This window comes from Reichenbachiella sp. 5M10, assembly GCF_002742335.1.
Lineage (GTDB): Bacteria > Bacteroidota > Bacteroidia > Cytophagales > Cyclobacteriaceae > Reichenbachiella.
Genome location: NZ_MDGR01000007.1, coordinates 667,343 through 688,652 on the forward strand (window position 1 = coordinate 667,343; position 21,310 = coordinate 688,652).

Consider the following 21,310-nt stretch of genomic DNA (forward strand, 5'->3'; position numbering starts at 1 on the left):
GGTACAAAAATGTTTTGCTTCGTGAGTATGTTTTTTTCGAAGCACTACTAAGAAAAAATTATGCCATTTTGGTGTGGTTTGGTGAATGGTGGGGATGTTCTAGTTCATGTTGTTTGCTAAATGATCAAATATCTGGGGGTTGGGTGATTTTAGGTATTGAGCCAATGCCAAAATTTTTGTACGATGTTGGCGCTCTTTGGTTTTTTTTGGCTGGATGTTTTAGGGGTGGCTTTCTTTTTTTTGACGACCTGGCTTTTGGGAGCAGTGGACACCTTGGATTGGTAGTATTGTGTCTTGGCCTCTTTTTCCTTTTTGAGCTTGTGGGCGAGTTGTTTTTTTTCTGCCTGTTCTTTTCGTCTGCGTTCTGCTTCTACGCTGTTGATTTGCGGTTTTTTCCTTTGTTGGTTCTTTGTTCGGTTGTTGCGTCGCGGTTTGCGAGAGCTTTCACGTGAGGGACCACTTGTGTAGAGGATGGTGTCTGGATCGAGAGGTTTGTTTTTTGCTTCTGCCTTTTTCTTGGCGATTTCTTCTGGGGTCTTGGGTTTAGGCAATTCTATTTTTCCTTTGATCGTCAAGCCTTGTAGCGGTTTGGCTTTGGCCGCTCGGATCAGTTGTACGGACTCGTCGTGTGCGGCCAATTCTGCACGTGCTTCGATGAATGTGCCGTCTTCTTGCTCTATTGGCTCGTATTCTTTGGGTTCCTCTTCGTTTTGAGTTGTGGTATCTTGTGTATCGGATCCAGCGAATGTCTCCTCTGTTTCCTCAGGCTCTTGCTCTTGTATTATAGAATCCAGGCCTTCTTCGATTTCTTGGGAGGGGTGTGTTTCTTCAGGTATGGGAGGGTTTTCGTTAGCAGTGGGGTCTACCGTAGGGCTGTCTTCTATGGGTAGGGGGGCTGCTGTAGCAGCGACGTGCTGTTCGTCAATCGCGGGGTTGGTAGCTACAGTTTCAGTGACGGGGATGTCCTGCCCATCGATTACGGGTGTTTCCTCTTTGGCAAACTGAAAGGCTTCCTGAACGAGTGCCACTGTTTCTTCGGATAATTTGGAGTTGCTCCCTTTGGATACATCAATCCCTTTTTCGGTTAGGAACTTGGAAAGTTGCTTGGGCGTTAGTTTTATTTTTCTTGCTAGGGAACTCAGTCTCATACTTCAATCGGTCGTGGCATTATAGATAGCACAAATATAATGGTCGAATAAAAAAATCAAGGCCAATAGACTAAGTAGTATCGAAAGAAGACAAGAAAAAGGGGTGATTTTTTAGTTCTTTTTTCTGATTTGGGGTCAAATGGTTGTCTTTGATGATGATATCGATCGAAAGAGGTTTTTTGGCACGACCGATAAGGCCAGGTCGAACGCTGGATAGGAGTGTGCGAAGTGGGGATTTTTTGTCCGCTAGAATCATCGCGGTGTAGGTTCCTGTTTTGGCCAGAAGGGTCTCAATCCATGGTGCAAGAATATGCTCATGACCAGGTCGTATGTAGAGGTAGTCTAGAGCAAGGAAGCGATAGTTGCGGCAGATCAGTCGATTAAAGAGGGGGAGTTTGCCGAGGATGTTTAGGAGTATTTTGCCCGAAAGGGCGGGAAGACTGTGTACGATCCAAGATTCAGGGTTGGCTTGTGCGCCTGCGAGGATTTGTCCTGATGCGTCACGGACGACGTAGTATTGCTCTCGGTAAAATAGATTCTCAGTAGAGTAGGAAGAGTAGCGGGCGTAGTAGGTATGTAAGAGTTTTTTTACCTCTTCGTGATCGATGGAGTCGATTCGCTGGCAGTTGAGCCGCTCCTTTGGGAAGAGGCGACCAAGCATGTGTGTGTTGAAACTTCGAATTTTTTCAAAGCCAAATTCTTCGCACAAGAGGGCGGATCGGACATTGTTGGGGTCGACATAGGCATAGAAGTAATTGGGATGGGATGGATTTGGCATGATTTCTTGCCCAGACAGCACGCTGTGCACTTCTGTTTTGATGCTGTTTTTTTTGGAGTGGACGGTCGTTTTGCGGTGATTGACACGCAGCTGGTCCAAAAAAGAGAAATAGCGTACGTAGAAACTAGTGACGGGCTGTTGGTCGAGTCTGCTGCTGCGCTCACAAAAGCAGCAAACGCCCAAGGTGCGGTGTGATTTGGAGAGGGATAGCAGGTGTGGTCGAGTGATATGGCTGAGTTTGTCACGTGTGGACAATTGCTGGTAGACAGGAGATTCATTGGGCGTACCGATTCGATTTTGGGCGAGTAGTGCTTTGGCTTCTTCGCCTATGGATTGGCTGATATGTAGTAGTCGTAGGGGCATGAAGGGGGTAAATGTTGCTAGGCTCTGTTTTGTGATATATCGTGTCGAATATAAAGTATCGTTTTCAAAGTTTCTAAAAAGAAGGATAAAGGGAAGCTGTCATATGTTGATCAGTCATATGGAACTATTCTCGCTACGACGGGGTTGAAACAGTGATTTGCGCAAGTCGCACATTGATAAAAACTATAATTCAATCCAAATAAACACGATGAAAGTAGAGCAAGGACAAAAAGCACCTGATTTTAACGTACAAGATATTTATGGCAAGACAGTGCGACTGTCGGATTTTAAGGGGAAGAAGGTGCTCTTGAGTTTCTTTAGGGATGTGAGTTGTCCTTTTTGTAATTTGAGGGTGCGAGATCTCTCCAATCGGCGTGAGCAACTGGAGGCAGAGGGGCTTCAGATGATTTTCTTTTTTGAGAGCTCGGCGGAGGTATTGACCAACAGTCTTTTGCATCAGAAGGCTTCTCCGATACCTTTGGTAGGAGATCCTGACAAGGCCATCTATGCGCAGTATGGTGTCGAATCATCAGCGCTCAAGATGATGAAGACGTTTTTTCAAACTGGTGCGATATCGGCCATGAAAGATGGTGCAACGATAGAGGTGGCACAGACCAAAGATAAAGCGAGTATGACTTTGATTCCTGCAGACTTTTTGATCGATGAAAAACAAATGCTTCATACTGCTCACTACGGGGGACATATTCGTGATCATATCACGGTCAGCGAATTAGAAAAATTTGTAAAGTCTTAGTAGCTTGTTGGTTTGAGGAGGCGCTAGGCGTCAAACTGACAGACTATGGAGATGAGAATTAGACAGGTCATATATCTTTTGTTGGGACCAGGCGCTGTACTGGTTTTGTGGGTAATGGGTCGGCCAGAGACCATGACCGAAGAGGCTTTTGCGGTGCTGTGTGTGACGGTGTGGATGGCGAGTTGGTGGGTGACCGAAGCTGTACCGATTGCTGTGACAGCCCTGCTGCCTATTGTTTTGTTTCCAATGACTGGAGCGATGGATATTGCATCGACGACTGCTGCGTTTGGACACAAATATGTCTTCTTGTATTTGGGAGGTTTTGTGTTGGCTATTGCCATCGAACGCTGGGGGCTACACCGTCGCGTCGCTTTGTTTTTGATCCATTTGATTGGGACCAATGTACAAGGTATAGTATTGGGGTTTATGGTTGCGACGGCTTTTTTGTCTATGTGGATCTCCAATACGGCCACCTCTGTGATGATGCTGCCTATTGGTATGGCGATTGTGTCGCAGTTCAAACACAATGCCGGTGAAGATCATCCCGATACCCAGCGCTTTGGCAAGGTACTCATGCTGGCGATCGCATACAGTGCATCGATAGGAGGAGTGGCTACTCTGATCGGTACACCGCCCAATCTAGTGCTAGCTGGTGTGCTCGAACAAACCTATGGTGTGAAGCTGAGCTTTTTTCAGTGGTTGCAGCTTGGGTTACCGATATCGGTATTGCTGTTGGTAATCTGTTGGTGTTATTTGACTCATCATGCTTTTCGCTTTTCGCAAAAATCATTTCCAGGAGGTAGAGAGGAAGTCAACCGTATGCGTGGTGCCCTGGGCAGGATGAGTACCGAAGAAAAGCGCGTACTCGTGGTGTTTGTGTTGACCGCTTCGGCGTGGATGTTTCGTTCGCTGTTGCAGCGATGGGTTCCGGCACTCGATGATACGATCATCGCGATGATAGCTGCTTTGGTGCTGTTTGTGATTCCCGCTGGTAGTGAGAACCGAAGATTGATTGTGTGGGAAGAAGCGGTGAAGTTGCCTTGGGGTATTATTTTACTCTTTGGGGGAGGCATGGCGTTGGCCAAGGGGTTTGCTGTGACGGGACTTGCTCAATGGATCGCTGCGCAAATGACTCAGCTAGACGGGGTTTCTTTGTTGGTGCTGATACTGATCCTTGTGACGATGGTCAACTTCCTCACAGAGGTGACTTCTAATCTAGCTACTACTGCGATGCTCCTGCCTGTGCTTGCACCGATGGCGCTGGCGTTTGACCTGCATCCATTGATGATCATGGTGCCTGTGACGATCGCCGCATCTTGTGCCTTCATGTTGCCCGTGGCTACCCCACCCAATGCCGTAGTGTTTGGGGCAGGATATCTACAGATCAAAGATATGCTGCGAGCGGGCATCTGGCTCAATTTACTGTCTGTTTTGTTGATTACCCTGTTTGTTTACTTTCTGCTTCCTCATGTTTGGGGTATTGATCCCCATGTTTTTCCTGTGGATTTCATGAGGGAATAAGGGATGTCGAAATTGCTTTTTGATATTCCTTATTCCGACCGTTTAGATCCTGTTTTAGAAAGATGTGAGGGGTCGCTACATCACAAAAGCATTGACGAATTTTGGGCCATGAATCTCGCAGTGATTTTGGATCAATCTCTCAGAAATACAGAGTGATCCTATGTGGCGGTCGATTCACAAAGCGACAAACAAAAAAGCTCGGCACATGCCGAGCTTTTTTGTTTGTCGGGATGACAGGATTTGAACCTGCGACCCCTCGCCCCCCAGGCGAGTACTCTACCGGACTGAGCCACATCCCGAAACTATGAAAAGGTTCTTTTCATGAGGCTGTAAATTTATAGTGATCGAAGGCTAATCTACAAGCGAAATGAAAAAGAAAAAGCCACTCTAGAGAGTGGCTTTCAAAGTCGGGGCGGCAGGATTCGAACCTGCGACCCCCTGGTCCCAAACCAGGTACGCTAACCGGACTGCGCTACGCCCCGAAACCGACTGCCACCGGTTATTGTTGGCAATCTTTGTGATCCGCTCAGGACTCGAACCTGAAACCTACTGCTTAGAAGGCAGTTGCTCTATCCAGTTGAGCTAGCAGACCGTGATCATTTTTGCGGAGAGAGGGGGATTCGAACCCCCGGAACGGTTTAACCCGTTCGCATGTTTAGCAAACATGTGGTTTCAGCCACTCACCCACCTCTCCGGGACAATAATCTCCCTCGTTTTCCTTGAAGTTTTGTGTACCTCTCAAAAACGAGATGCAAATATAGCATAACAATTTCGAGAACTGCAAAGCGGAATTGAAAAATAGGCCAAAAAAAGAGAGAATATTTTATAAGCCTTTGATTCCGTTGATTTTACTGTTCTTACAAAATTTCGAGTACGTTTTCAGGTGGTCGTCCGATGATCGCTTTTCCATTTTTGATCACAATCGGACGTTCGATCAAAATTGGGTTTTGGACCATGATATTGATCCATTCCTCGTCGTTGTGTTTTTGGTTTTTATATTGCTCTTTGAATATTTTTTCACCTTTTCGGATGAGCTCTAGAGGAGTGAGACCGAGCAGCGATAGGACCTCTGACAATTCCTCCTTGCTTGGTACGGTTTTGAGATATTCGATGATTTCGATATCCTCGTTGTGTTCTTGGAGTAGGGAGAGGGTGTTTCTGCTTTTTCCGCAGCGGGGGTTGTGATATATTTTAGTCATTTGTAGTTTGTTTGGTGGGGCCTTGGAGCTGGGTAGTGATCAAGGTCACAAGCCCTATACCAAAGAAGATCGTCATGAATAGGATAGAATTTCTCATCGTGCCTGTGAGGCTGAGGATGTATCCGTAGGTGAAGGTCCCCAGTACGGTGGCGAGCTTTTCAGTCACGTCGTAGAAACTAAAGTAAGACGCGGTATCTCTGGTGCCTTCTGGGATGAGTTTGGAGTAGGTCGATCGAGAGATGGATTGGATCCCTCCCATGACGAGTCCAAGCAATGCTGCCAAGCCATAGAAGGCAGTCTTGTCGTGGATCAAATAGGCAATCACACAGATGCTGAGCCAGATCACTACAGCGATGATGATTGAGGTCTTGTTTCCTTTTTTGCTGGAGATCCCCGAGAAGAGGTAAGCCCCCGCTATGGCCACCAGTTGGATGATGAGGATGACAAGAATCATCTCGACGGATTCCATACCGATCTCTTGTGCAGCGAATAGTGGAGCGAGGAGCATGACGGATTGGACCCCCATGCTGTAGAAGAAGAAGGACGAAAGGAACCGTATTGAATGAATGTTTTGTTTGAGATTTTTAAAGACTTTTTGGAGTTCTCGAAATCCTGAGCTGAGGACTGCGGAGGTGATTTTGTTTTTGGTCGGTTGATCTTTGAGTTTAGCGAAAGCGATATGAGCAAAGCCAAACCACCACAGCCCGACGATGAGAAAGACGAATTTGGTGGCACTCCCTGCTCCGTCAAAACCAAAGGTCTCAGGCATCTGGACGAGTACCAAACTCACGATGAGCAAGAGGACACTGCCAATGTATCCCATGGAGAATCCCCGAGCACTGACTTTGTCCATCATTGATTCTGAGGCGATTTCAGGTAAAAAAGCGTTGTAGAATACTACGGAAGAAGCATAGCCGATGCTAGCGGTCATTGCTAGAAGGATGCCGAGCTCGATGTTGCTCCCGTCGAAAAAGAACAAGCCCATGCAGGCCACCGATCCGAGATAGGTAAAGAAGCGCATGTAGGATTTTTTGGCACCTCGGTAATCTGCGATCCCAGATAGGACGGGGTAGAGCAGTACCGCGACCAAAAAGGAGAGAGAGATCGCATAGGAATAGAGTACAGAATTTTCGATTTGGAGACCGAAGAACTCGACAAGTGAACCTCCAAAAGCAGCTTCGGTGGCATTGGTGTAATAAATTGGAAAAATGGCCGTAGTGACGATGAGGTTGTACACTGAATTGGCCCAGTCATAAGAGCACCATGCGTTGATGGTTTTTTTGTCGTCTAGATTCATGACGCCAAGATATTTAATTTTGCTCGTAAAGGGGAGGAGTCAATTTTAAATTAGAATTAAAACTACTCGGATATGGATTTTCTTAATTTGTCAGTAATATTGAGCCCAAATTATATCAGCTAAAAATGAGCAGTCAAACACGATCTACTTTAAAACTAATCGCCATCGTCATCGTCCTATTGATGGTACTCATGCAACTCAATGTCGTCATTATCCCTTTCCTGGTTACGTACAAGTTTTGGATGATGGTAGGGGCATTTGTGATTCTACTGATTGCTTCTACCTGATTGCTTCTAGTTTTGGAGGAGGTAGTGTCGTTGGATGAAATCTACCAGCCATAATTGTACGCTGTCCTTTTGACTTGGAGTAGCTTGACGAAAGGCGTGGCCTGTCCCCTCTAGTTCATGAAATTCATACGGGATACCGAGTGTGTCTAGTCTTTCTTTCAAGGCGATAGATTGAGGGAAGGGGACGATCTTGTCGATGTTGCCGTGAATGATGAGCGTCGGTGGCGCTTGTGCCGTAATGTACTGCATCGGCGAGTAGGTTTGCATGAATTGGACCGCTTTGAGACTGTCACTCCTTGGATCAAAGCCAAACAGCTGACGCGTAATGTCCAGCTCTGAACGAATAGCCGTAGGGGCTTTTTCGAGCAAGGACTGGAGACTGTCGAGCATTTGTGATTGGTAGAGAAGCTCCAGGTCTGAGGGGCCGTATACGTCGATTACGTAGTTGATGTGTGGTATTTCTAGTTCCAACGAAAAATCTTGTGGTTGCCCATAGGCAGCCATCATTGCGATGTGTGCCCCAGCTGATTCTCCCATCAATCCCAAATTGTCCATGTCCAAACCATAGGTGTCTGCGTGCTCCTGTATCCATATCAGTGCCGAATAAGCGTCCAATACACAACCTGGAAAAGGTGAATGTGTACCATCAGCTAGTGTATAGTCAGGAGAGATGATTGTATAGCCTCGATTGCGCAGGGTGTTGATGGCTCCATGGTAGCGGTTGACATTCAGTGCTTCTTTGCGTCCCATGACCCATGCTCCTCCATGAAAATATACCACGACAGGTGACTCGTCATGTACGACAGTTGTAGGCAAATAGATGTCCAATTTGTGCGTGTCACTATATTGGATATGGTGTAGTACTTCGCCCTGTAAGATGGGCGCCTCGTTGGCAATGAAAAAATAAGCCAGCCATACTATCACCAATCCAGATGTGGTCAACGCCAGGATGACTATGGCCTTGAGTCGCTTTTTTAGTTTGTCGCTGAGAGGCATGATTGATAGAGCTTATGCATTGGAGAGGTTGTATAGCCACAGTGCTTCGATATCTGCTTTGATTGCAGGATCAGGCAATAGGCCTTTGTCTGGTGCCGTATCTATTTGATTTAGATTCATGGTATAGGGATCGACAGGCATGTCTATCGGTGTCCCATGTACTGCATGGCTTATGTGTCTAAATAGCTCCGCTGCGAAGTTTTCGATGACTCGAATATTGCTGGTTAATTTGTCGAGGAGTTCTGGAGTTTCATACTGTATTTCCAATCCATGGTGAAAATCACGCAAGCATGCCAAGTCAAAGGGGTCGACATAGCGATCGGCAATTGGATGAGTGTCGTGGGGCCTCCAAGCGATGAATAGGTCTTGGACTTTTTGATTGAGGATTCCTACTTGTCTACCGAGACTATCAGGGTTGGCAAACAGTGTTTTGAGTACGCGCAAGTTGGTGTAGCCCTTGTTGGTGAAAAGTAGGGTAAAAAAGGACCAATAGACTGCCCAATCCCAAAATATCTTGGCAACCATGATCTGGGTGTTGCCCATGAGCTGATACTTGTCCAGATAGGTTGGTATCCAATGTTCGAAGATGCCGAAGTGTGTTTTTTCATAGACATCCGCATGGATGAATATTGGCTCACCTGCTAAGTCACGTGTGATCAGGTCGGTGATCCAACTGTTGTTCATAGAAATGAAATCTGTACCAGGAGAGTATAGCGGGTCCAAGAATACGCCCGAGTCTCCAGTGACAGCCCATCGATCTTCGGAGTAGAGTTTGCCGCTGTGGTGGGAGTAGTGTTTGAGAAACAAGAAGTCAAGTACGTCGTCCTTGCGTGGGCCAATCTTTTCGAAGGCTTGGGGTTCATTTTTGCGTATCCATTCGAAGGCCTTGTCCTTGGTGTTGTATTCTGTAAAGTCGTGGAAGCGAGGGTCTGCTACGATCCCAACACTGGTGTTGCCTGAAGAGAGTGGGATGAACCATAGCCAGTAGCCAGTATCCATCAGGTGTACCGTACCGAGTCGTCTTAGTCCAGGTTTTAGCGTGGCGGACCATGCAGAGTCAGCGGCCCATTCCTGTACATCGATTTCGCCTTTGATGCGAAACCATGCGGCATTGATGTTGTGATCGACAGGTTTTTGAAATCCCATCTGTCGTTTGAGGATAGCACCTCGGCCGGTACAGTCGACGGTCCATTTGGCTTGGACGGTATGTTCTTGCCCAGCGATCGTATAGGTGACCGTATGCAATGGGGTGCCAAATTCTACCGATTTGACACGGCACCCGAGTTGCAATTCATTGCCAGCTGCTTTTGAGCGTTGGATGAGTTCGTTTTCGAAACTGCCTCGGTCTAGTTGGTGACTGGGGACGGGGAGACGTTCTCTCGGTCCGAGCTCTACTCTTCTGGAGAGGTTGTCTTTGTGCTGGGGCGAAAAGAAAAATCGCAGGCCGTGCTTGGGGAGCTGTTTTGCGTCAAGATAGTCCTTGAGATTGAGCACTTCTCGCAGGTAGTAGGTACCTAGTTCGACGGTGGATTCACCGACTTTGTGTGCAGCATTGGGAGCTTCGTTTTTGCGCTGCTCGAGTATCAATATGGATATGTTGGGGTTCTCTTGTTTCAATTGCAAGGAAAGTGTCAAGCCAGCTAGGCCACCTCCCATGAGGATTACATCATATTGATCGTTAGTCATTGCGTTTTGTTTGTTCAAGTTTTGATTGTTCCTTGTTTGGACGGCTTAAATTTAATTTAACTATTAAGATCACCCACATTTAATTTTAGAATCTCAATTAAATATATTGCAAATATTTACCGAAGCTTACCTATTATTAAGGTGCGGGATGAGGCGCACAAGGAGGAGCAAACAACAAACTGATGAAATTTTTGATCATGTATTGGGCGATGTTTTTCGCCATGAATTTCGGCCCTGGATTTGATGCCAAACAGGTATACCAAGCATTGGAAGGAGATTCGATGGAGAAGATTCAGGCAGCTTTGAAGGTGCTAGGTCAGGAGCCCGATACGCCTAAAAATCGAGCCTACATCGGTGCACTGACAGCCAAGGAAGCAGGATTGCTCAAAGGTGTAGGGGACAAGGTGCGGGCGTTCAAGACAGGAGCTGAGATGCTCGAGACGGAGATAAAAAATGATCCAACACAGGTAGAGTTTAGGTTTTTGCGACTAGCGATACAAGAGGAGAGTCCAGCGATATTGGGCTACAAAGACAACATAGAAGAGGACAAGGCCATGATAGTCGATTATTATTCTAAGTTGCCTTCGACACTTCGCAAGCAAATCAAACATTATGCTGCCACGTCGGAGTATTTGACTGTGGATGACCTTCGCTGATTAGAACCCAATTGATTTAATGAAAAAAGTACTAGCCATCAACTATTCCCAAACCGGGCAACTGGATGAAATCATGGAGCGATTTTTATCGCCGATGGTTGGCGTGGATGTAGATAGAGTCAAGATTCAGCTCAAAGTGCCATACGGTTTCCCCTGGGACAGTGATCGGTTTTTTGAAGTCATGCCTGAATCAGTCATGGAGGAGGTCGTCGAGTTGCAGGATTTTGACTTGACACACGATGCGTACGACTTGATCGTATTGGGGTATCAGCCATGGTTTTTGTCCCCCTCCATACCGACTACTTCTTTGCTCAAGCATGAGAAATTCAAAGCAGTGATACAAGGGAAACCAGTAGTCACAGTCATCGGCGCGCGCAACATGTGGCTCAATGCACAGGACAGTATCCGGGCTTTGCTCTCCGCAGCAGGTGCGAGACAAGTAGCCAATATACCCTTGATTGATCGATCCAATAACTTGACCAGTGCTGTTTCTATATTGCATTGGATGCTCAATGGCAAAAAGACCCGGCCGATGGGGATATTTCCCAAGCCGGGAGTGAGTGATGAGGATATTTGGCAAGCGGATCGCTATGGCGCTTTCGCTAAAAAAGCGTTAGAAACAGGTGAGTATGACGATCTTCAGCGTGACGTATTGTCGCTCGATGAAATTCGAATTCCTACCAATATTTTGTTCATAGAAATGAGAGCCAAAAAGCTCTTTCGGATATGGGCACGTATCATCAAGAAAAAAGGAACAACTGTAGCAAAGAGAAAGAGGTGGTTGGTAGGGTTCAAGTACTATTTGATTTTTGCACTATTTGTAGTGTCACCTATAGTACTTGTGATTTTTAATTTATTTTTAAGACCCTTTGAGCTCGGTTCCATTAAACGGAAAAAAGAGTATTATTGCGGGGTTAACTGACAAGAAAGATGCCGGAAGTTTATATTACGAGAACGTCAAGTTTTTTGCCCAATGATCTGATCAGCAATGAAGAGATGGAAGATTATTTGGGCTATGTCAATGGCGCAAAATCAAGATCAAAAGCCATTGTATTGCGAAACAATAAGATCAAGGGGAGATACTATGCGATCACCAAGGATGGAGTAGCGACACATACGAATTCGGAGATGGTCTCTTTGGCCATCAAAAGGTTGTTTGAGAGAAATCCAGAAGAAATAAAGGAGGTAGACCTTCTCTCTTGTGGAACCTCTACACCCGATCAGATGATGCCTTCACACGCGGTGATGGTGCATGGGTGGCTACCAGAGATGGATTCGATCGAAGTGGTGTCTCCGTCAGGTGTGTGCTGTTCGGGAATGCATGCACTCAAGTACGCCTACATGGCCATCAAAATAGGGGATAAGAAAAAAGCGATCACGACAGGGTCGGAGCGTTTGTCTCGTGTATTGAGGTCTGAGCAGTTTGAAGATGAAGTGAAGCATCTTGTGGAGCTGGAACAAAACCCCATTGTAGCATTCCAAAAGGATTTTCTACGTTGGATGCTCTCGGATGGTGCAGCTACGTTTCTACTAGAGGATCAACCTAGCGAGGATGGGACGAGCTTGCGCATCGAATGGATCGACGGGATATCCTATGCCAACCAGGAAGAAGCTTGTATGTATATGGCTTCTGAGAAAAAGGAGGACGGCACACTCAAGAGCTACATGGACTATGCACCAGAGGATATCATGCACGAGTCTGTCTTGACGATCAAGCAGGATACTCGTTTGCTGGATAAGAATATTGTGGCTTTGGGATTCAATCATTTGATTAAAATACTGAAAGAAAAGAATCAAGATGTAAATGAGGTAGATTACTTTTTGCCTCACTTGTCGAGCTTCTTCTTCGAAGATAAAATAGCAGATATCTTGGAGTCTAATGGTATGGGGATCCCAAAGGAAAAGTGGTTCACCAACTTGGACAAGAAAGGGAACGTAGGGGCAGGGTCGATTTACCTCATGGTGGACGAACTGATCCAGAGTGGCAAACTTAAGAAAGGACAGAAGATACTCTTGGCAGTGCCTGAGAGTTCTCGATTTTCTTATGTGTTTTGCTATCTGACGGTCTGCTAAATGCATACTAAACTCACCTAAACGATGAAAAAAGAAGATATCCCCCAAGATGAAGGCCCTCTCAAGAATGTGTTGAGAGAAGTGGTCTATGCCAAGGACGAAGAAGGAAAGTACACCTCCGCCCTGAGTCAGGGCTGGGACGTGAAGAAGGATGCACTTGACAATGCTTGGGATGATGTCAACGAAAAAATAGAGGAGGCCAAGCAGGCAGTCCTCAATGGGGAGAAAAGCCCAGTATATTACTACAAAGAAAAAACGCTGATGGATATGCCAACAATCACTGGGTACACTGGTTTTTGGGCTATCACAGTCAAGCGGCATTTCAAACCGAGTGTGTTCAATAAATTAAGTGAGGCCAAATTGGCAAAGTATGCCAAGGCTTTTGATGTCACTATCGAAGAATTAAAATCCCCTGACCTATCGTGATCAACGAATTCAATCATATCCAATCTGCACACTGTGAAAACGGAGTGACGACTAGCCTGTTCAAACACCATGGCATTGATTTCATCAATGAACCTTTGGCATTTGGAATCGGCTCAGGTCTCTTCTATATCCATATCCCTTTCATGCAGGTGAATGGAGGACCAGCACTGTCGTTTCGTACCATGCCGGGAGCGATATTTCAGCGTACAGCCAAAGCACTCAACGTCAAGGTGAAGCGCAAAAAATTTAGATCCGAAGAAGCCGCGGATGATTATTTGAAGAAATTGATCGATGAGGGCAAGCCTGTAGGATGTCAGGTGGGGGTGTTTCATTTGCCGTATTTTCCTAAGGAATACCGCTTTCACTTCAATGCGCACAATCTGATCATCTACGGTTATGAAAACGGTGAGTACTTGGTAAGTGATCCAGTCATGGAAGGGACCAATCGGTTGACTACTGAAGAACTGAATAAAGTGCGTTTTGCGAAAGGTGCTCTTGCCCCAAACGGGCACTTGTACTACCCTGAAGCAATAGGTACGGTGACGGACGAAATGCTGCGCAAAGCTGTCGCTACAGGTATCAAACGAAATGTAAGAGATATGCTTCGGATTCCGGGCAATATTGCCGGGGTATCAGGGATCAAGTATACTGCTGGTAAAGTACGCAAGTGGAGAGACAAACTCGGCGTGCGCAAGGCAGGGCTGTACCTTGGGCAGATCGTGCGTATGCAGGAGGAGATCGGTACAGGAGGAGGTGGTTTTCGATTCATCTACGGAGCCTTCTTGGAGCAAGCGGCGGAGATCCTGCAAAACGATCAGCTGATGGGTATCTCTGAAGACATCACAGCAGCAGGAGACATGTGGAGAAATACTGCTGTGCAGATGGCGGGTATCTACAAAGGCCGCATCACCGAACAAAAGGATTTTGATCAGACTGCTGACATGATGATCGATATCTACCACAAAGAAAAGGAAACCTTTGCCAAGCTAGGCAAGATCAAACTCAAGTAATGCCCGCGATAGCACACATCAATATCTCCGAGATGAGCAAGCGATATCCTCGTGCAATGGAGGAGAGTCTCAAGCGTGTATCTATTCATATCGATGCAGGAATGAAGTACGGTTTGCTTGGGCCCAATGGTGCGGGTAAAACGACTTTGATTTCGATCATGTGTGGGTTTTTGGAGCCGACAAGTGGTGAGGTGATCTACCGTACTCAGGATGGAGGTGCTGTACTTGGCAAAGAACTAAAGACTATGATTGGGTTTGTGCCACAGGAATATGCGATGTATGGGGAACTCACTCCATTACAAAATTTAGAGTATTTCGGTGCGCTCTATGGAATGTCATCGGAGCATATTCGTCGGCGGAGTAGAGAACTGCTAGAGGTACTCGGGTTGTCAGAAGTCGCCAAGAAACCTACCCGGGATTTTTCGGGAGGGATGAAGCGTCGAGTCAATTTGGCCATTGGAATCATTCATGATCCTGCTATCTTGTTTTTGGATGAGCCTACAGTAGGGGTAGATGTGCAGAGCAAACATGCGATCATTCGCTTTTTGAATGAATTGAACAACCAAGGAACAACGATCATCTATACCTCGCATCACATGAATGAGGCACAGGAGTTTTGTGACGAGCTGGTGCTGATAGATCATGGGAGTATCGTTGCTCAAGGAAAAACCACAGAGTTGCTAGACAAGCACAAGGCAGAGGATTTGCATTCCATGTTTATCGAATTGACGGGAGAGGAGTATCGCAACTAATATGTTCAAATTTTTAATTTCTATAAAAAAGGAACTGATCATTTTGCTCAGTGACAAACTCGGCTTGACGGTCATGTTTGTGATGCCGATGTTGCTCGTATTTATCATTACGATCATTCAGGATAGTGCTTACAAGATTGTCAACGAAAACAAGGTGAGTATCCTCGTTTCCAATCAGGATGAAGGAGAGCAAGGGGGAGAATTGGTCCAGCTGTTGGTCGAATCGGGTTTCTTCATGGTCGAGCAAAACGATGCGTTAGAGCAAGACGCCTTGAAGGCAAGTCTAATGAGCGATGACAAATTGACGGCTCTATATATCCCGAAGGCATTTAGCGAAAGCATGAAGGGCAAAGCAAATCATGTCAGCAGTACAATGATGTCCCAGCTGGGGGTCATGGAGTATGACCGTGTCGTACAGGTGACTGCTCCCAAGATCGCATTGTATATCGACCCGATCCTACAAGAGACATTTTCTGCATCTATTTCTCGGATGTTGTCATCCTATCTCAAGCTCATCGAAAACAAATTGATGATAGAGTCGGTCTATGTATTGATGGAACAGGATTTTGATGAGGAAGCGCTGATGAGTGAGATGCAGGCCAATCCCATCGAGATTGAGCGACATACCGCTTCGCTCTCAGACAAAGAAATATTGCCGAATTCGACTCAGCACAATGTTCCAGCATGGACGCTATTCGCCATGTTTTTCATGGTAGTATCATTAGGGACTAATGTAGTCAAAGAACGTATCAATGGTAGTTTTATGCGTCTAAAAACCATGCCGACTAGTTTTTTGATGGTACTGATGGGCAAGATGCTGGTTTACGTAGGGGTCGCGATGCTGCAGATTGCAATGATCTTTGGGGTGAGCATGTTGGTCTTCCCGTGGTTGGATTTGCCGCAGCTGGTCATGCCCGACGCGATGGGGGCGTTTTTTGTAGTTGTGCTCTTATCGAGCATGGCAGCTGTGAGTTTCTCATTGATGATCGGTACGTTGGCACAGACGCTGGAGCAGTGTATCGGGATGGGAGCGATATCGGTGATCATCTTTGGTGCGATCGGAGGGATCTGGGTGCCGACCTTCGTGATGCCTGGTTATATGCAGGCCCTTACGGCGATTTCACCCCTGCATTGGTGCTTAGAGGGCTTCTACATTTTATTTTTAAAAGGAGGGAGTTGGAAAGAACTATTTCCTATTATTGTATACATATCTGTATTCGTACTGGTGTGTCAAGGCATCATGTTGAGCAGATTACGAACGGAGAAATTACTCTAAATTATTAGTCATGGATAAGGATACACTCAAAATAGAGTTGAAAGAAAAGATAATTCAGTACCTCAATTTGATGGACATGAAGCCTGAGGATATCAAGGATGATGAACCACTTTTTGGTCCTGAATTAGGGTTGGATTCAATTGACTCTATCGAGATGGTCGTGTTGCTCGAAAGAGAATATGGTATCAAAATCAATAACCCGACAGAGGGCAGAAAGATATTGGTGGATGTCAACGTGATGGCCGATTATATCTTAGCCAACTCGACCAAAATATGACCAAAGTGTATGTGACCGGTATGGGGGTGGTTTCGGCGATTGGCAACAATGTCGCGGAAAATCGCCAAAGCTTGATCGAGGGCAAGACGGGTCTCTGCAAAAACGCACAATATTTTTCTTCAAAGTACACGGAGAGCCACCCTTTCGGGGAAGTCAGACTCTCGGATGATGCGCTGCGTAGCAGTCTCACCACTCACGATACTCATGGATTGACACGCACTGACTTGCTGGCTTTTAGGGCATTTGAGGAGGCGATTCATGACGCTGGCTTGACTGCCAAAGAGTGGTCCAACCCTAAGACTGGTTTGATTTCGGGGAGTACAGTGGGAGGCATGGTGCTTACTGATCAAGTCTTCGAAGATGGCAGTTTGCGTGCACAATCCAAGGAGTTTTTGGAGTCATACGACTACTGCTCGCATACACTGCGACTGATAGAGTCCTATCAGATACAGGGAGTGACAGATACCATCAATACGGCCTGTTCTTCGTCGGCCAATGCCATCATGCTCGGAGCTCGATTGATCCGGTCGGGACGAGCTCAACGGATGATTGTCGGCGGTACGGATAGTTTGGCCAAGTTTACAGTCAACGGGTTCAATTCGCTACAGATACTGTCTGATGAATTGTGTCAGCCTTTTGATGAAAATCGAAAAGGTCTGAACCTAGGGGAAGGAGCAGCCTACCTCGTACTCGAATCGGCAGAGCTCGCAGCTGGCAAGAGGATCTATGGTGAAGTAGCCGGCTATGGCAATAGCAATGATGCCTATCATGCCTCATCCTTGTCCGAAGATGCGGTAGGCGTATTGGCCGCCATGGAGGCTGCACTCGTGGAAGCAGGCTTAGCTCCTGATCAGATAGACTATATCAATGCTCATGGTACAGCTACGGGCAACAATGACCTGACTGAGATTACAGGGTTTGACAAGTTGTTTGCACAGCTACCACCTTTCAATTCGACCAAGTGCTATACAGGGCATACTTTGGCAGCCGCTGGAGGAATAGAAGCCGTGTACAGTTTGCTTAGTATCAGTCATGGGGAGTTGTACCCTGGGTTGCACTGTCAGGAGCCGATCGCGCCTGTGGGGCAGTTGCCGATTGCAAACTACCAGTCTCAACAAGAAATCAATGCTGTTCTTTCCAATTCCTTTGGATTTGGCGGCAACTGCACCTCTGTGGTGTTTACCAAAGTGAAATAAAATGTACATCAAAGCTGTCACCGCGATATCCCCACAATTGACTACTGATACAGGCCTTTTCGAAGGCCGGGTACGTGTTTTGGAGGGGAACAAATATTTTGCTGCCGAACCGAGTTATGTAGAGATGATCCCCAAGGCATTGCTACGACGAATGAACAAGGCTGTACGGATGGGAGTAGGGGCGGGTCTGATGACTCTCAAGGACCGAATGAGCCAGGATGGGGTGATCCTCGGTACGGCCAATGGAGGGATTGACGATAGTTTTAAGTTTCTCCAGCAGATACTCCAGTACGACGAAGGGACCTTGACGCCTACCAACTTCGTGCAGAGCACCCCCAATGCCGTGGCAGGTAGTCTTGCGATGATGTCCAAAAACACTGGGTACAACAATACCCATGTGCATTATGGGTTGGCTTTTGAGATGGCATTGCTGGATGCTATGATGCTGTTCGAGGAGGGAAAGGCTCAATCGCTACTCGTAGGTGCACTTGAGGAGATCTCTGATCACAACTACAACATGGATCAGCAAGCTGGTTGGTTCAAGATGAGCGAAAGCTCATCTGCTGACTTATTGGATGGCGATACAGAGGGCACTGTCAAAGGAGAAGGAAGTACAATGTTGGTCGTGGACATGGATCCAAAAGGTGCTTTGGCGCAAATTATGGCGGTGGAGCAGTATAGTTTTGTGGATTCAGTGCAGCTGCAAGGAAGTATTCAATCATTGTTGGACCAGGAGGGGGTTGAAGCGTCTGAAGTAGCGCTGATGTTGGGACTCAATGGGGACAATCGCCATGACGGATGGTATCGTGAGGTTCAATCGGCGATGTTTCCAAGTCAGACCACCTATAGTTTCAAAAATCTCGTGGGCGAGTATCCCACCGCGACTGCTTTTGCCGTTTGGCTCGCTGTACAGTTGTTGAATCGCAGTGAAGTCCCCGCGGAGATGGTGTATGCGGGACAGCACACACCTCCCAAGTACATTCTCATTTACAATCACTACAAGGCCAAGCAGCACAGCTTGATTTTAATGCGAGCTTGATATTTGGGTTTGTCAGGAGTTTTTTTTGGTGTGTTTTTCTTAATAGTTGATTAATGAGAGTCTCTATGAAAAATATACTAGTAGTATGGGCGGTGTTTTCGTTGCTGTCGTGTCACGAGGACGTTTCGAAAGATCAATTGAACACCCCAGTTTCTGATTTTATTTTGGCGCATTATAGTGATGATGATACGAGTATTTATTTGCGTGAAATTTATTCGAACGAAGAACATTCCAATTACTCTAGAATTGGAGGCTTTGTCACAAACCGAAACGTTTGTCATAGAATTTTACCGACCCTTTATCTTTCAAGACGGGGTGTGATAAGTGATGTTTTCAATGTTATTCATGGTAAAGCTTAGGTTACATGTAGAAAAGGGGGCTTGTTGTCTCTGGAATAGTCTCAGACTCAATATGGGGTTTTCGGTCAAAATTTCTTCCATTTCATTTGGAGCAAAGAGTCCTGTTTGTTGATGGTCAAAGTCAGGATTCCAGAGTAGTAGAGAGAGCGTACAGAGTATCCCCCCCCCCCCCCCTCCCCCATGGTTTCAGAGAGGTAGTTTTTGGCTTCTAGTTCGTGTTGGCCCCAGTTGTGATGAGAAAGAGAAGAGGTGTAGGGCCACCAGTTTGACCAAATAACAATGGGCGTGAGAAATACCAACAGCTGATTGCGAAGAGTACGTCCAACGAATAGTCCATGCAGAGAGGGGGCTGACTTGTTCCAAAATGACACTTTTTCCGGGATGTTTTTATTAGGTTTTTGTCTGAGGTAGAGGAAAAGGAAGAAGATGTACAGTACGGAGGAACTGTGAACTGATATTGTGCTCCATACCCTATACTCCGTGATTAGTAAAATGCCGAACAGCCAGAAGGCGGTGGAAAATAGTAAATAAATAGAGCTGTTTTTCATGTTTCTAATGTAGTAAATGACTTCTCAAATCAGGAGGAAAAGGGCCTTGTTAACGCTAGAAATCTTCACTATTTCAGTCAATTTGTTTCTGGTTTGGTCAATCATCCCACATCTCTCCACTTTTCCTTGTTTTTCGTGATTTTCTACGTTTTTTCTCGATAGGGCTACATGTCGTGTGTGTATGGAGTGTTGTTTTTTGGTCGAAATATTCTTGTTTTGGGTGATTTTTGTAGTCTTGTGGTAAAAAGTGGAGTAATGTGGTGAATTGTGTAGAAAATGTTTTAGGTTTGTAGTGGTGGTTTATATTTTTCTATAACTCTATGGCTTTTTTTACAAGCGAATATGAGTGTAAGTTGGATGCTAAGGGTAGGTTGGCCTTACCTGCAAAGATTAAGGCAAACCTACCCGAGGTGTCTGGCAATGAGCTCGTTGTGATGAAGGGTTTTGACCCGAACTTGGTGGTGTACACCATGCTTGAGTTTAAAAAAATTCAGAGCAAGTTCGCTGCATTGAGTGATTTTGATGCCGCCCAGAGAAGATTGAAAAGAAACTTTTTCCGCAGTGTTGCTCCCGTAGAATTAGACAGTGCCGGACGTATATTGATTCCGAAAGCATGGATAGATCATGCCAAACTGGAGAAGAACGTTACGATCATTGGAATGGGTAGCACAGTGGAGATCTGGAATCCCGACCTGTATGACGATTATCTGATTGCCGACAGTGAGGAGTTTTCGGATTTGGCTAAAAAATTCCTTGATGAATGAGTGAGTATCATAACCCTGTAATGCTGAGTGAATGTATCGAGGGGTTGGATATCAAATCGGATGGAGTTTATGTAGATGTCACCTTCGGTGGAGGAGGTCATAGCCAAGAGATTCTTAAAAATTTGAGTGCCAACGGACAGTTGTTTGGTTTTGATCAAGATGATGATGCCAAAGCAAATGCCGATCAAATAGAGAATCGTTCTTTCACATTTGTGCAAGCCAATTTTAGGTATCTCAGAAAATACCTCAAGCTACACGGGATTACTCAGGTAGATGGCATACTGGCAGATCTAGGAGTGTCGTCGCATCAGTTCAATACGCCTGGTCGTGGTTTTTCTACCCGATTTGATGGGCCTTTGGACATGAGAATGGATACATCGCAGGATTTGTCTGCCAAAGAGGTCCTCAACGAATACGAGGAGTCTTCTCTTCATAAGATATTCGGACAGTATGGCGAAGTGAAAAACGCGAAGACTTTGGCGAATGCCATCGTCAATGCCAGAGGTCAACGTTCGATTGATACGATCGGTGAGTTTCTGGATGCGATTCGAAAATTGGCTCCACGAGGAAGAGAAAACAAGTACTTCGCACAGGTTTTTCAGGCGATCCGTATAGAGGTCAACGAAGAACTGAAGGCGTTGGAGGAGTTTTTGGTACAGAGTACCGAAGTCCTCAAAGAGAATGGAAGATTAGTCGTCATGTCCTACCACTCGTTGGAAGACAGGATGGTGAAAAACTATATAAATAAAGGGAAGTTTTATGGTGAGGTAGAGAAGGATCTGTTTGGGAATCAACTCAAACCCCTTCGCTCGATCACTAGAAAACCAGTCATAGCAAGTGAAAATGAAATAAATGAAAACAACCGGGCACGCAGTGCCAAATTAAGAATAGCAGAAAAAATCTAG

22 protein-coding genes and 4 tRNA genes are annotated in these 21,310 nt (G+C 46.0%); 15 read left to right on the forward strand and 11 right to left on the reverse strand.

Translation table 11 applies throughout. The annotated features are described in order from the left end of the window. Nucleotides 1-149: 149 nt before the first annotated feature. Complete coding sequence (locus BFP72_RS02675; RefSeq protein ID WP_099597639.1) at nucleotides 150-1,148, reverse strand: translation initiation factor IF-2 N-terminal domain-containing protein; 999 nt, start codon at nucleotides 1,146-1,148, stop codon at nucleotides 150-152. 70 nt (nucleotides 1,149-1,218) lie between these two features. Continuing rightward, nucleotides 1,219-2,289 carry a hypothetical protein gene (locus tag BFP72_RS02680; protein WP_099597640.1) on the reverse strand — a complete coding sequence of 357 codons (1,071 nt, stop codon included), beginning with the start codon at nucleotides 2,287-2,289 and terminating at the stop codon, nucleotides 1,219-1,221. Between the two features lie 208 nt (nucleotides 2,290-2,497). Between BFP72_RS02680 and BFP72_RS02685 the strand changes: the two genes are divergently transcribed. After that, nucleotides 2,498-3,043: a redoxin domain-containing protein gene (locus tag BFP72_RS02685; RefSeq protein ID WP_099597641.1), complete on the forward strand. Its 546-nt coding sequence runs from the start codon at nucleotides 2,498-2,500 to the stop codon at nucleotides 3,041-3,043. Between the two features lie 45 nt (nucleotides 3,044-3,088). Continuing rightward, nucleotides 3,089-4,564 (forward strand): DASS family sodium-coupled anion symporter, encoded by a 1,476-nt coding sequence (locus tag BFP72_RS02690; RefSeq protein ID WP_369824007.1) that lies wholly within the window; start codon nucleotides 3,089-3,091, stop codon nucleotides 4,562-4,564. A 225-nt stretch (nucleotides 4,565-4,789) separates the two neighbouring features. Here BFP72_RS02690 and BFP72_RS02695 read toward each other — a convergent pair. The 6 genes from BFP72_RS02695 to BFP72_RS02720 all read right to left on the reverse strand — a co-directional run bounded on the left by BFP72_RS02695 (nucleotide 4,790) and on the right by BFP72_RS02720 (nucleotide 7,060). Next, a tRNA-Pro gene (locus tag BFP72_RS02695) sits at nucleotides 4,790-4,863 on the reverse strand. Nucleotides 4,864-4,971: 108 nt separating this feature from the next. Then, a tRNA-Pro gene (locus tag BFP72_RS02700) sits at nucleotides 4,972-5,046 on the reverse strand. A gap of 36 nt (nucleotides 5,047-5,082) precedes the next feature. Then, a tRNA-Arg gene (locus tag BFP72_RS02705) sits at nucleotides 5,083-5,156 on the reverse strand. A gap of 13 nt (nucleotides 5,157-5,169) precedes the next feature. Then, nucleotides 5,170-5,258, reverse strand: a tRNA-Ser gene (locus tag BFP72_RS02710). A gap of 163 nt (nucleotides 5,259-5,421) precedes the next feature. Further along, nucleotides 5,422-5,763 carry an arsenate reductase (glutaredoxin) gene (gene arsC / locus BFP72_RS02715; protein ID WP_099597642.1) on the reverse strand — a complete coding sequence of 114 codons (342 nt, stop codon included), beginning with the start codon at nucleotides 5,761-5,763 and terminating at the stop codon, nucleotides 5,422-5,424. Then, nucleotides 5,756-7,060 carry an MFS transporter gene (locus BFP72_RS02720; protein WP_099597643.1) on the reverse strand — a complete coding sequence of 435 codons (1,305 nt, stop codon included), beginning with the start codon at nucleotides 7,058-7,060 and terminating at the stop codon, nucleotides 5,756-5,758. The genes arsC and BFP72_RS02720 overlap by 8 nt, the downstream gene beginning before the upstream one ends. 125 nt (nucleotides 7,061-7,185) lie before the next feature. Between BFP72_RS02720 and BFP72_RS19085 the strand changes: the two genes are divergently transcribed. Further along, nucleotides 7,186-7,347: a hypothetical protein gene (locus BFP72_RS19085; protein ID WP_158233252.1), complete on the forward strand. Its 162-nt coding sequence runs from the start codon at nucleotides 7,186-7,188 to the stop codon at nucleotides 7,345-7,347. A 6-nt stretch (nucleotides 7,348-7,353) separates the two neighbouring features. On the opposite strand, the gene BFP72_RS02725 is transcribed toward BFP72_RS19085, so the two are convergent. Together BFP72_RS02725 and BFP72_RS02730 are read right to left on the reverse strand one after the other, a co-directional pair. Continuing rightward, complete coding sequence (locus BFP72_RS02725; RefSeq protein ID WP_099597644.1) at nucleotides 7,354-8,343, reverse strand: alpha/beta hydrolase; 990 nt, start codon at nucleotides 8,341-8,343, stop codon at nucleotides 7,354-7,356. Between the two features lie 12 nt (nucleotides 8,344-8,355). Beyond that, complete coding sequence (locus BFP72_RS02730; protein WP_143519911.1) at nucleotides 8,356-10,029, reverse strand: NAD(P)/FAD-dependent oxidoreductase; 1,674 nt, start codon at nucleotides 10,027-10,029, stop codon at nucleotides 8,356-8,358. Nucleotides 10,030-10,211: 182 nt separating this feature from the next. Here BFP72_RS02730 and BFP72_RS02735 point away from each other — a divergent pair, with 182 nt between their 5' ends. The 10 genes from BFP72_RS02735 to BFP72_RS02780 are packed head-to-tail and all read left to right on the forward strand — an operon-like array spanning nucleotide 10,212 to nucleotide 18,734. Next, nucleotides 10,212-10,685, forward strand: a complete 474-nt coding sequence (locus BFP72_RS02735; RefSeq protein ID WP_143519912.1) for a hypothetical protein — start codon at nucleotides 10,212-10,214, stop codon at nucleotides 10,683-10,685. Between the two features lie 19 nt (nucleotides 10,686-10,704). Then, on the forward strand, nucleotides 10,705-11,607 hold the full coding sequence (locus tag BFP72_RS02740; RefSeq protein ID WP_099597647.1) for a hypothetical protein: 903 nt from the start codon (nucleotides 10,705-10,707) through the stop codon (nucleotides 11,605-11,607). Between the two features lie 8 nt (nucleotides 11,608-11,615). Continuing rightward, nucleotides 11,616-12,758: a beta-ketoacyl-ACP synthase III gene (locus BFP72_RS02745; RefSeq protein ID WP_099597648.1), complete on the forward strand. Its 1,143-nt coding sequence runs from the start codon at nucleotides 11,616-11,618 to the stop codon at nucleotides 12,756-12,758. A gap of 24 nt (nucleotides 12,759-12,782) precedes the next feature. Next, a complete protein-coding gene (locus BFP72_RS02750) occupies nucleotides 12,783-13,184 on the forward strand; it encodes a hypothetical protein (RefSeq protein WP_099597649.1) in 402 nt (133 codons plus the stop codon). Next, on the forward strand, nucleotides 13,181-14,194 hold the full coding sequence (locus tag BFP72_RS02755) for a BtrH N-terminal domain-containing protein (RefSeq protein WP_185123717.1): 1,014 nt from the start codon (nucleotides 13,181-13,183) through the stop codon (nucleotides 14,192-14,194). Before BFP72_RS02750 ends, BFP72_RS02755 begins: the two co-directional genes overlap by 4 nt. Continuing rightward, nucleotides 14,194-14,946, forward strand: a complete 753-nt coding sequence (locus tag BFP72_RS02760; RefSeq protein ID WP_099597650.1) for an ABC transporter ATP-binding protein — start codon at nucleotides 14,194-14,196, stop codon at nucleotides 14,944-14,946. The genes BFP72_RS02755 and BFP72_RS02760 overlap by 1 nt, the downstream gene beginning before the upstream one ends. Nucleotide 14,947: 1 nt before the next feature. Beyond that, a complete protein-coding gene (locus tag BFP72_RS02765) occupies nucleotides 14,948-16,222 on the forward strand; it encodes an ABC transporter permease (protein WP_099597651.1) in 1,275 nt (424 codons plus the stop codon). A 10-nt stretch (nucleotides 16,223-16,232) separates the two neighbouring features. After that, complete coding sequence (locus BFP72_RS02770) at nucleotides 16,233-16,499, forward strand: phosphopantetheine-binding protein (RefSeq protein WP_099597652.1); 267 nt, start codon at nucleotides 16,233-16,235, stop codon at nucleotides 16,497-16,499. Next, nucleotides 16,496-17,695 carry a beta-ketoacyl-[acyl-carrier-protein] synthase family protein gene (locus BFP72_RS02775; protein WP_099597653.1) on the forward strand — a complete coding sequence of 400 codons (1,200 nt, stop codon included), beginning with the start codon at nucleotides 16,496-16,498 and terminating at the stop codon, nucleotides 17,693-17,695. Before BFP72_RS02770 ends, BFP72_RS02775 begins: the two co-directional genes overlap by 4 nt. Before the next feature lies 1 nt (nucleotide 17,696). Beyond that, nucleotides 17,697-18,734, forward strand: a complete 1,038-nt coding sequence (locus BFP72_RS02780) for a beta-ketoacyl synthase chain length factor (RefSeq protein WP_099597654.1) — start codon at nucleotides 17,697-17,699, stop codon at nucleotides 18,732-18,734. 424 nt (nucleotides 18,735-19,158) lie between these two features. Here BFP72_RS02780 and BFP72_RS18940 read toward each other — a convergent pair whose 3' ends face one another. Next, on the reverse strand, nucleotides 19,159-19,464 hold the full coding sequence (locus BFP72_RS18940; RefSeq protein WP_143519913.1) for a hypothetical protein: 306 nt from the start codon (nucleotides 19,462-19,464) through the stop codon (nucleotides 19,159-19,161). Between the two features lie 497 nt (nucleotides 19,465-19,961). Between BFP72_RS18940 and mraZ the strand changes: the two genes are divergently transcribed. After that, nucleotides 19,962-20,405: a division/cell wall cluster transcriptional repressor MraZ gene (mraZ, locus tag BFP72_RS02790; protein WP_099597656.1), complete on the forward strand. Its 444-nt coding sequence runs from the start codon at nucleotides 19,962-19,964 to the stop codon at nucleotides 20,403-20,405. Continuing rightward, nucleotides 20,402-21,310, forward strand: a complete 909-nt coding sequence (gene rsmH / locus BFP72_RS02795; RefSeq protein ID WP_099597657.1) for a 16S rRNA (cytosine(1402)-N(4))-methyltransferase RsmH — start codon at nucleotides 20,402-20,404, stop codon at nucleotides 21,308-21,310. The genes mraZ and rsmH overlap by 4 nt, the downstream gene beginning before the upstream one ends.

What these genes read in the sequence shown, in the direction of transcription:
- BFP72_RS02675 (WP_099597639.1), bottom strand. Translation starts at nt 1,148, where the DNA reads ATGAGACTGAGTTCCCTAGCAAGAAAAATAAAACTAACGCCCAAGCAA.
- BFP72_RS02775 (WP_099597653.1), top strand. Translation starts at nt 16,496, where the DNA reads ATGACCAAAGTGTATGTGACCGGTATGGGGGTGGTTTCGGCGATTGGC.
- BFP72_RS02725 (WP_099597644.1), bottom strand. Translation starts at nt 8,343, where the DNA reads ATGCCTCTCAGCGACAAACTAAAAAAGCGACTCAAGGCCATAGTCATC.
- BFP72_RS02735 (WP_143519912.1), top strand. Translation starts at nt 10,212, where the DNA reads ATGAAATTTTTGATCATGTATTGGGCGATGTTTTTCGCCATGAATTTC.
- BFP72_RS02765 (WP_099597651.1), top strand. Translation starts at nt 14,948, where the DNA reads ATGTTCAAATTTTTAATTTCTATAAAAAAGGAACTGATCATTTTGCTC.
- BFP72_RS02780 (WP_099597654.1), top strand. Translation starts at nt 17,697, where the DNA reads ATGTACATCAAAGCTGTCACCGCGATATCCCCACAATTGACTACTGAT.
- BFP72_RS02740 (WP_099597647.1), top strand. Translation starts at nt 10,705, where the DNA reads ATGAAAAAAGTACTAGCCATCAACTATTCCCAAACCGGGCAACTGGAT.
- mraZ (WP_099597656.1), top strand. Translation starts at nt 19,962, where the DNA reads ATGGCTTTTTTTACAAGCGAATATGAGTGTAAGTTGGATGCTAAGGGT.
- BFP72_RS19085 (WP_158233252.1), top strand. Translation starts at nt 7,186, where the DNA reads ATGAGCAGTCAAACACGATCTACTTTAAAACTAATCGCCATCGTCATC.
- BFP72_RS02750 (WP_099597649.1), top strand. Translation starts at nt 12,783, where the DNA reads ATGAAAAAAGAAGATATCCCCCAAGATGAAGGCCCTCTCAAGAATGTG.
- BFP72_RS02730 (WP_143519911.1), bottom strand. Translation starts at nt 10,029, where the DNA reads ATGACTAACGATCAATATGATGTAATCCTCATGGGAGGTGGCCTAGCT.
- BFP72_RS02685 (WP_099597641.1), top strand. Translation starts at nt 2,498, where the DNA reads ATGAAAGTAGAGCAAGGACAAAAAGCACCTGATTTTAACGTACAAGAT.
- BFP72_RS02745 (WP_099597648.1), top strand. Translation starts at nt 11,616, where the DNA reads ATGCCGGAAGTTTATATTACGAGAACGTCAAGTTTTTTGCCCAATGAT.
- BFP72_RS02760 (WP_099597650.1), top strand. Translation starts at nt 14,194, where the DNA reads ATGCCCGCGATAGCACACATCAATATCTCCGAGATGAGCAAGCGATAT.
- BFP72_RS02680 (WP_099597640.1), bottom strand. Translation starts at nt 2,289, where the DNA reads ATGCCCCTACGACTACTACATATCAGCCAATCCATAGGCGAAGAAGCC.
- arsC (WP_099597642.1), bottom strand. Translation starts at nt 5,763, where the DNA reads ATGACTAAAATATATCACAACCCCCGCTGCGGAAAAAGCAGAAACACC.
- BFP72_RS02720 (WP_099597643.1), bottom strand. Translation starts at nt 7,060, where the DNA reads ATGAATCTAGACGACAAAAAAACCATCAACGCATGGTGCTCTTATGAC.
- BFP72_RS02770 (WP_099597652.1), top strand. Translation starts at nt 16,233, where the DNA reads ATGGATAAGGATACACTCAAAATAGAGTTGAAAGAAAAGATAATTCAG.
- BFP72_RS02690 (WP_369824007.1), top strand. Translation starts at nt 3,089, where the DNA reads ATGGAGATGAGAATTAGACAGGTCATATATCTTTTGTTGGGACCAGGC.
- rsmH (WP_099597657.1), top strand. Translation starts at nt 20,402, where the DNA reads ATGAGTGAGTATCATAACCCTGTAATGCTGAGTGAATGTATCGAGGGG.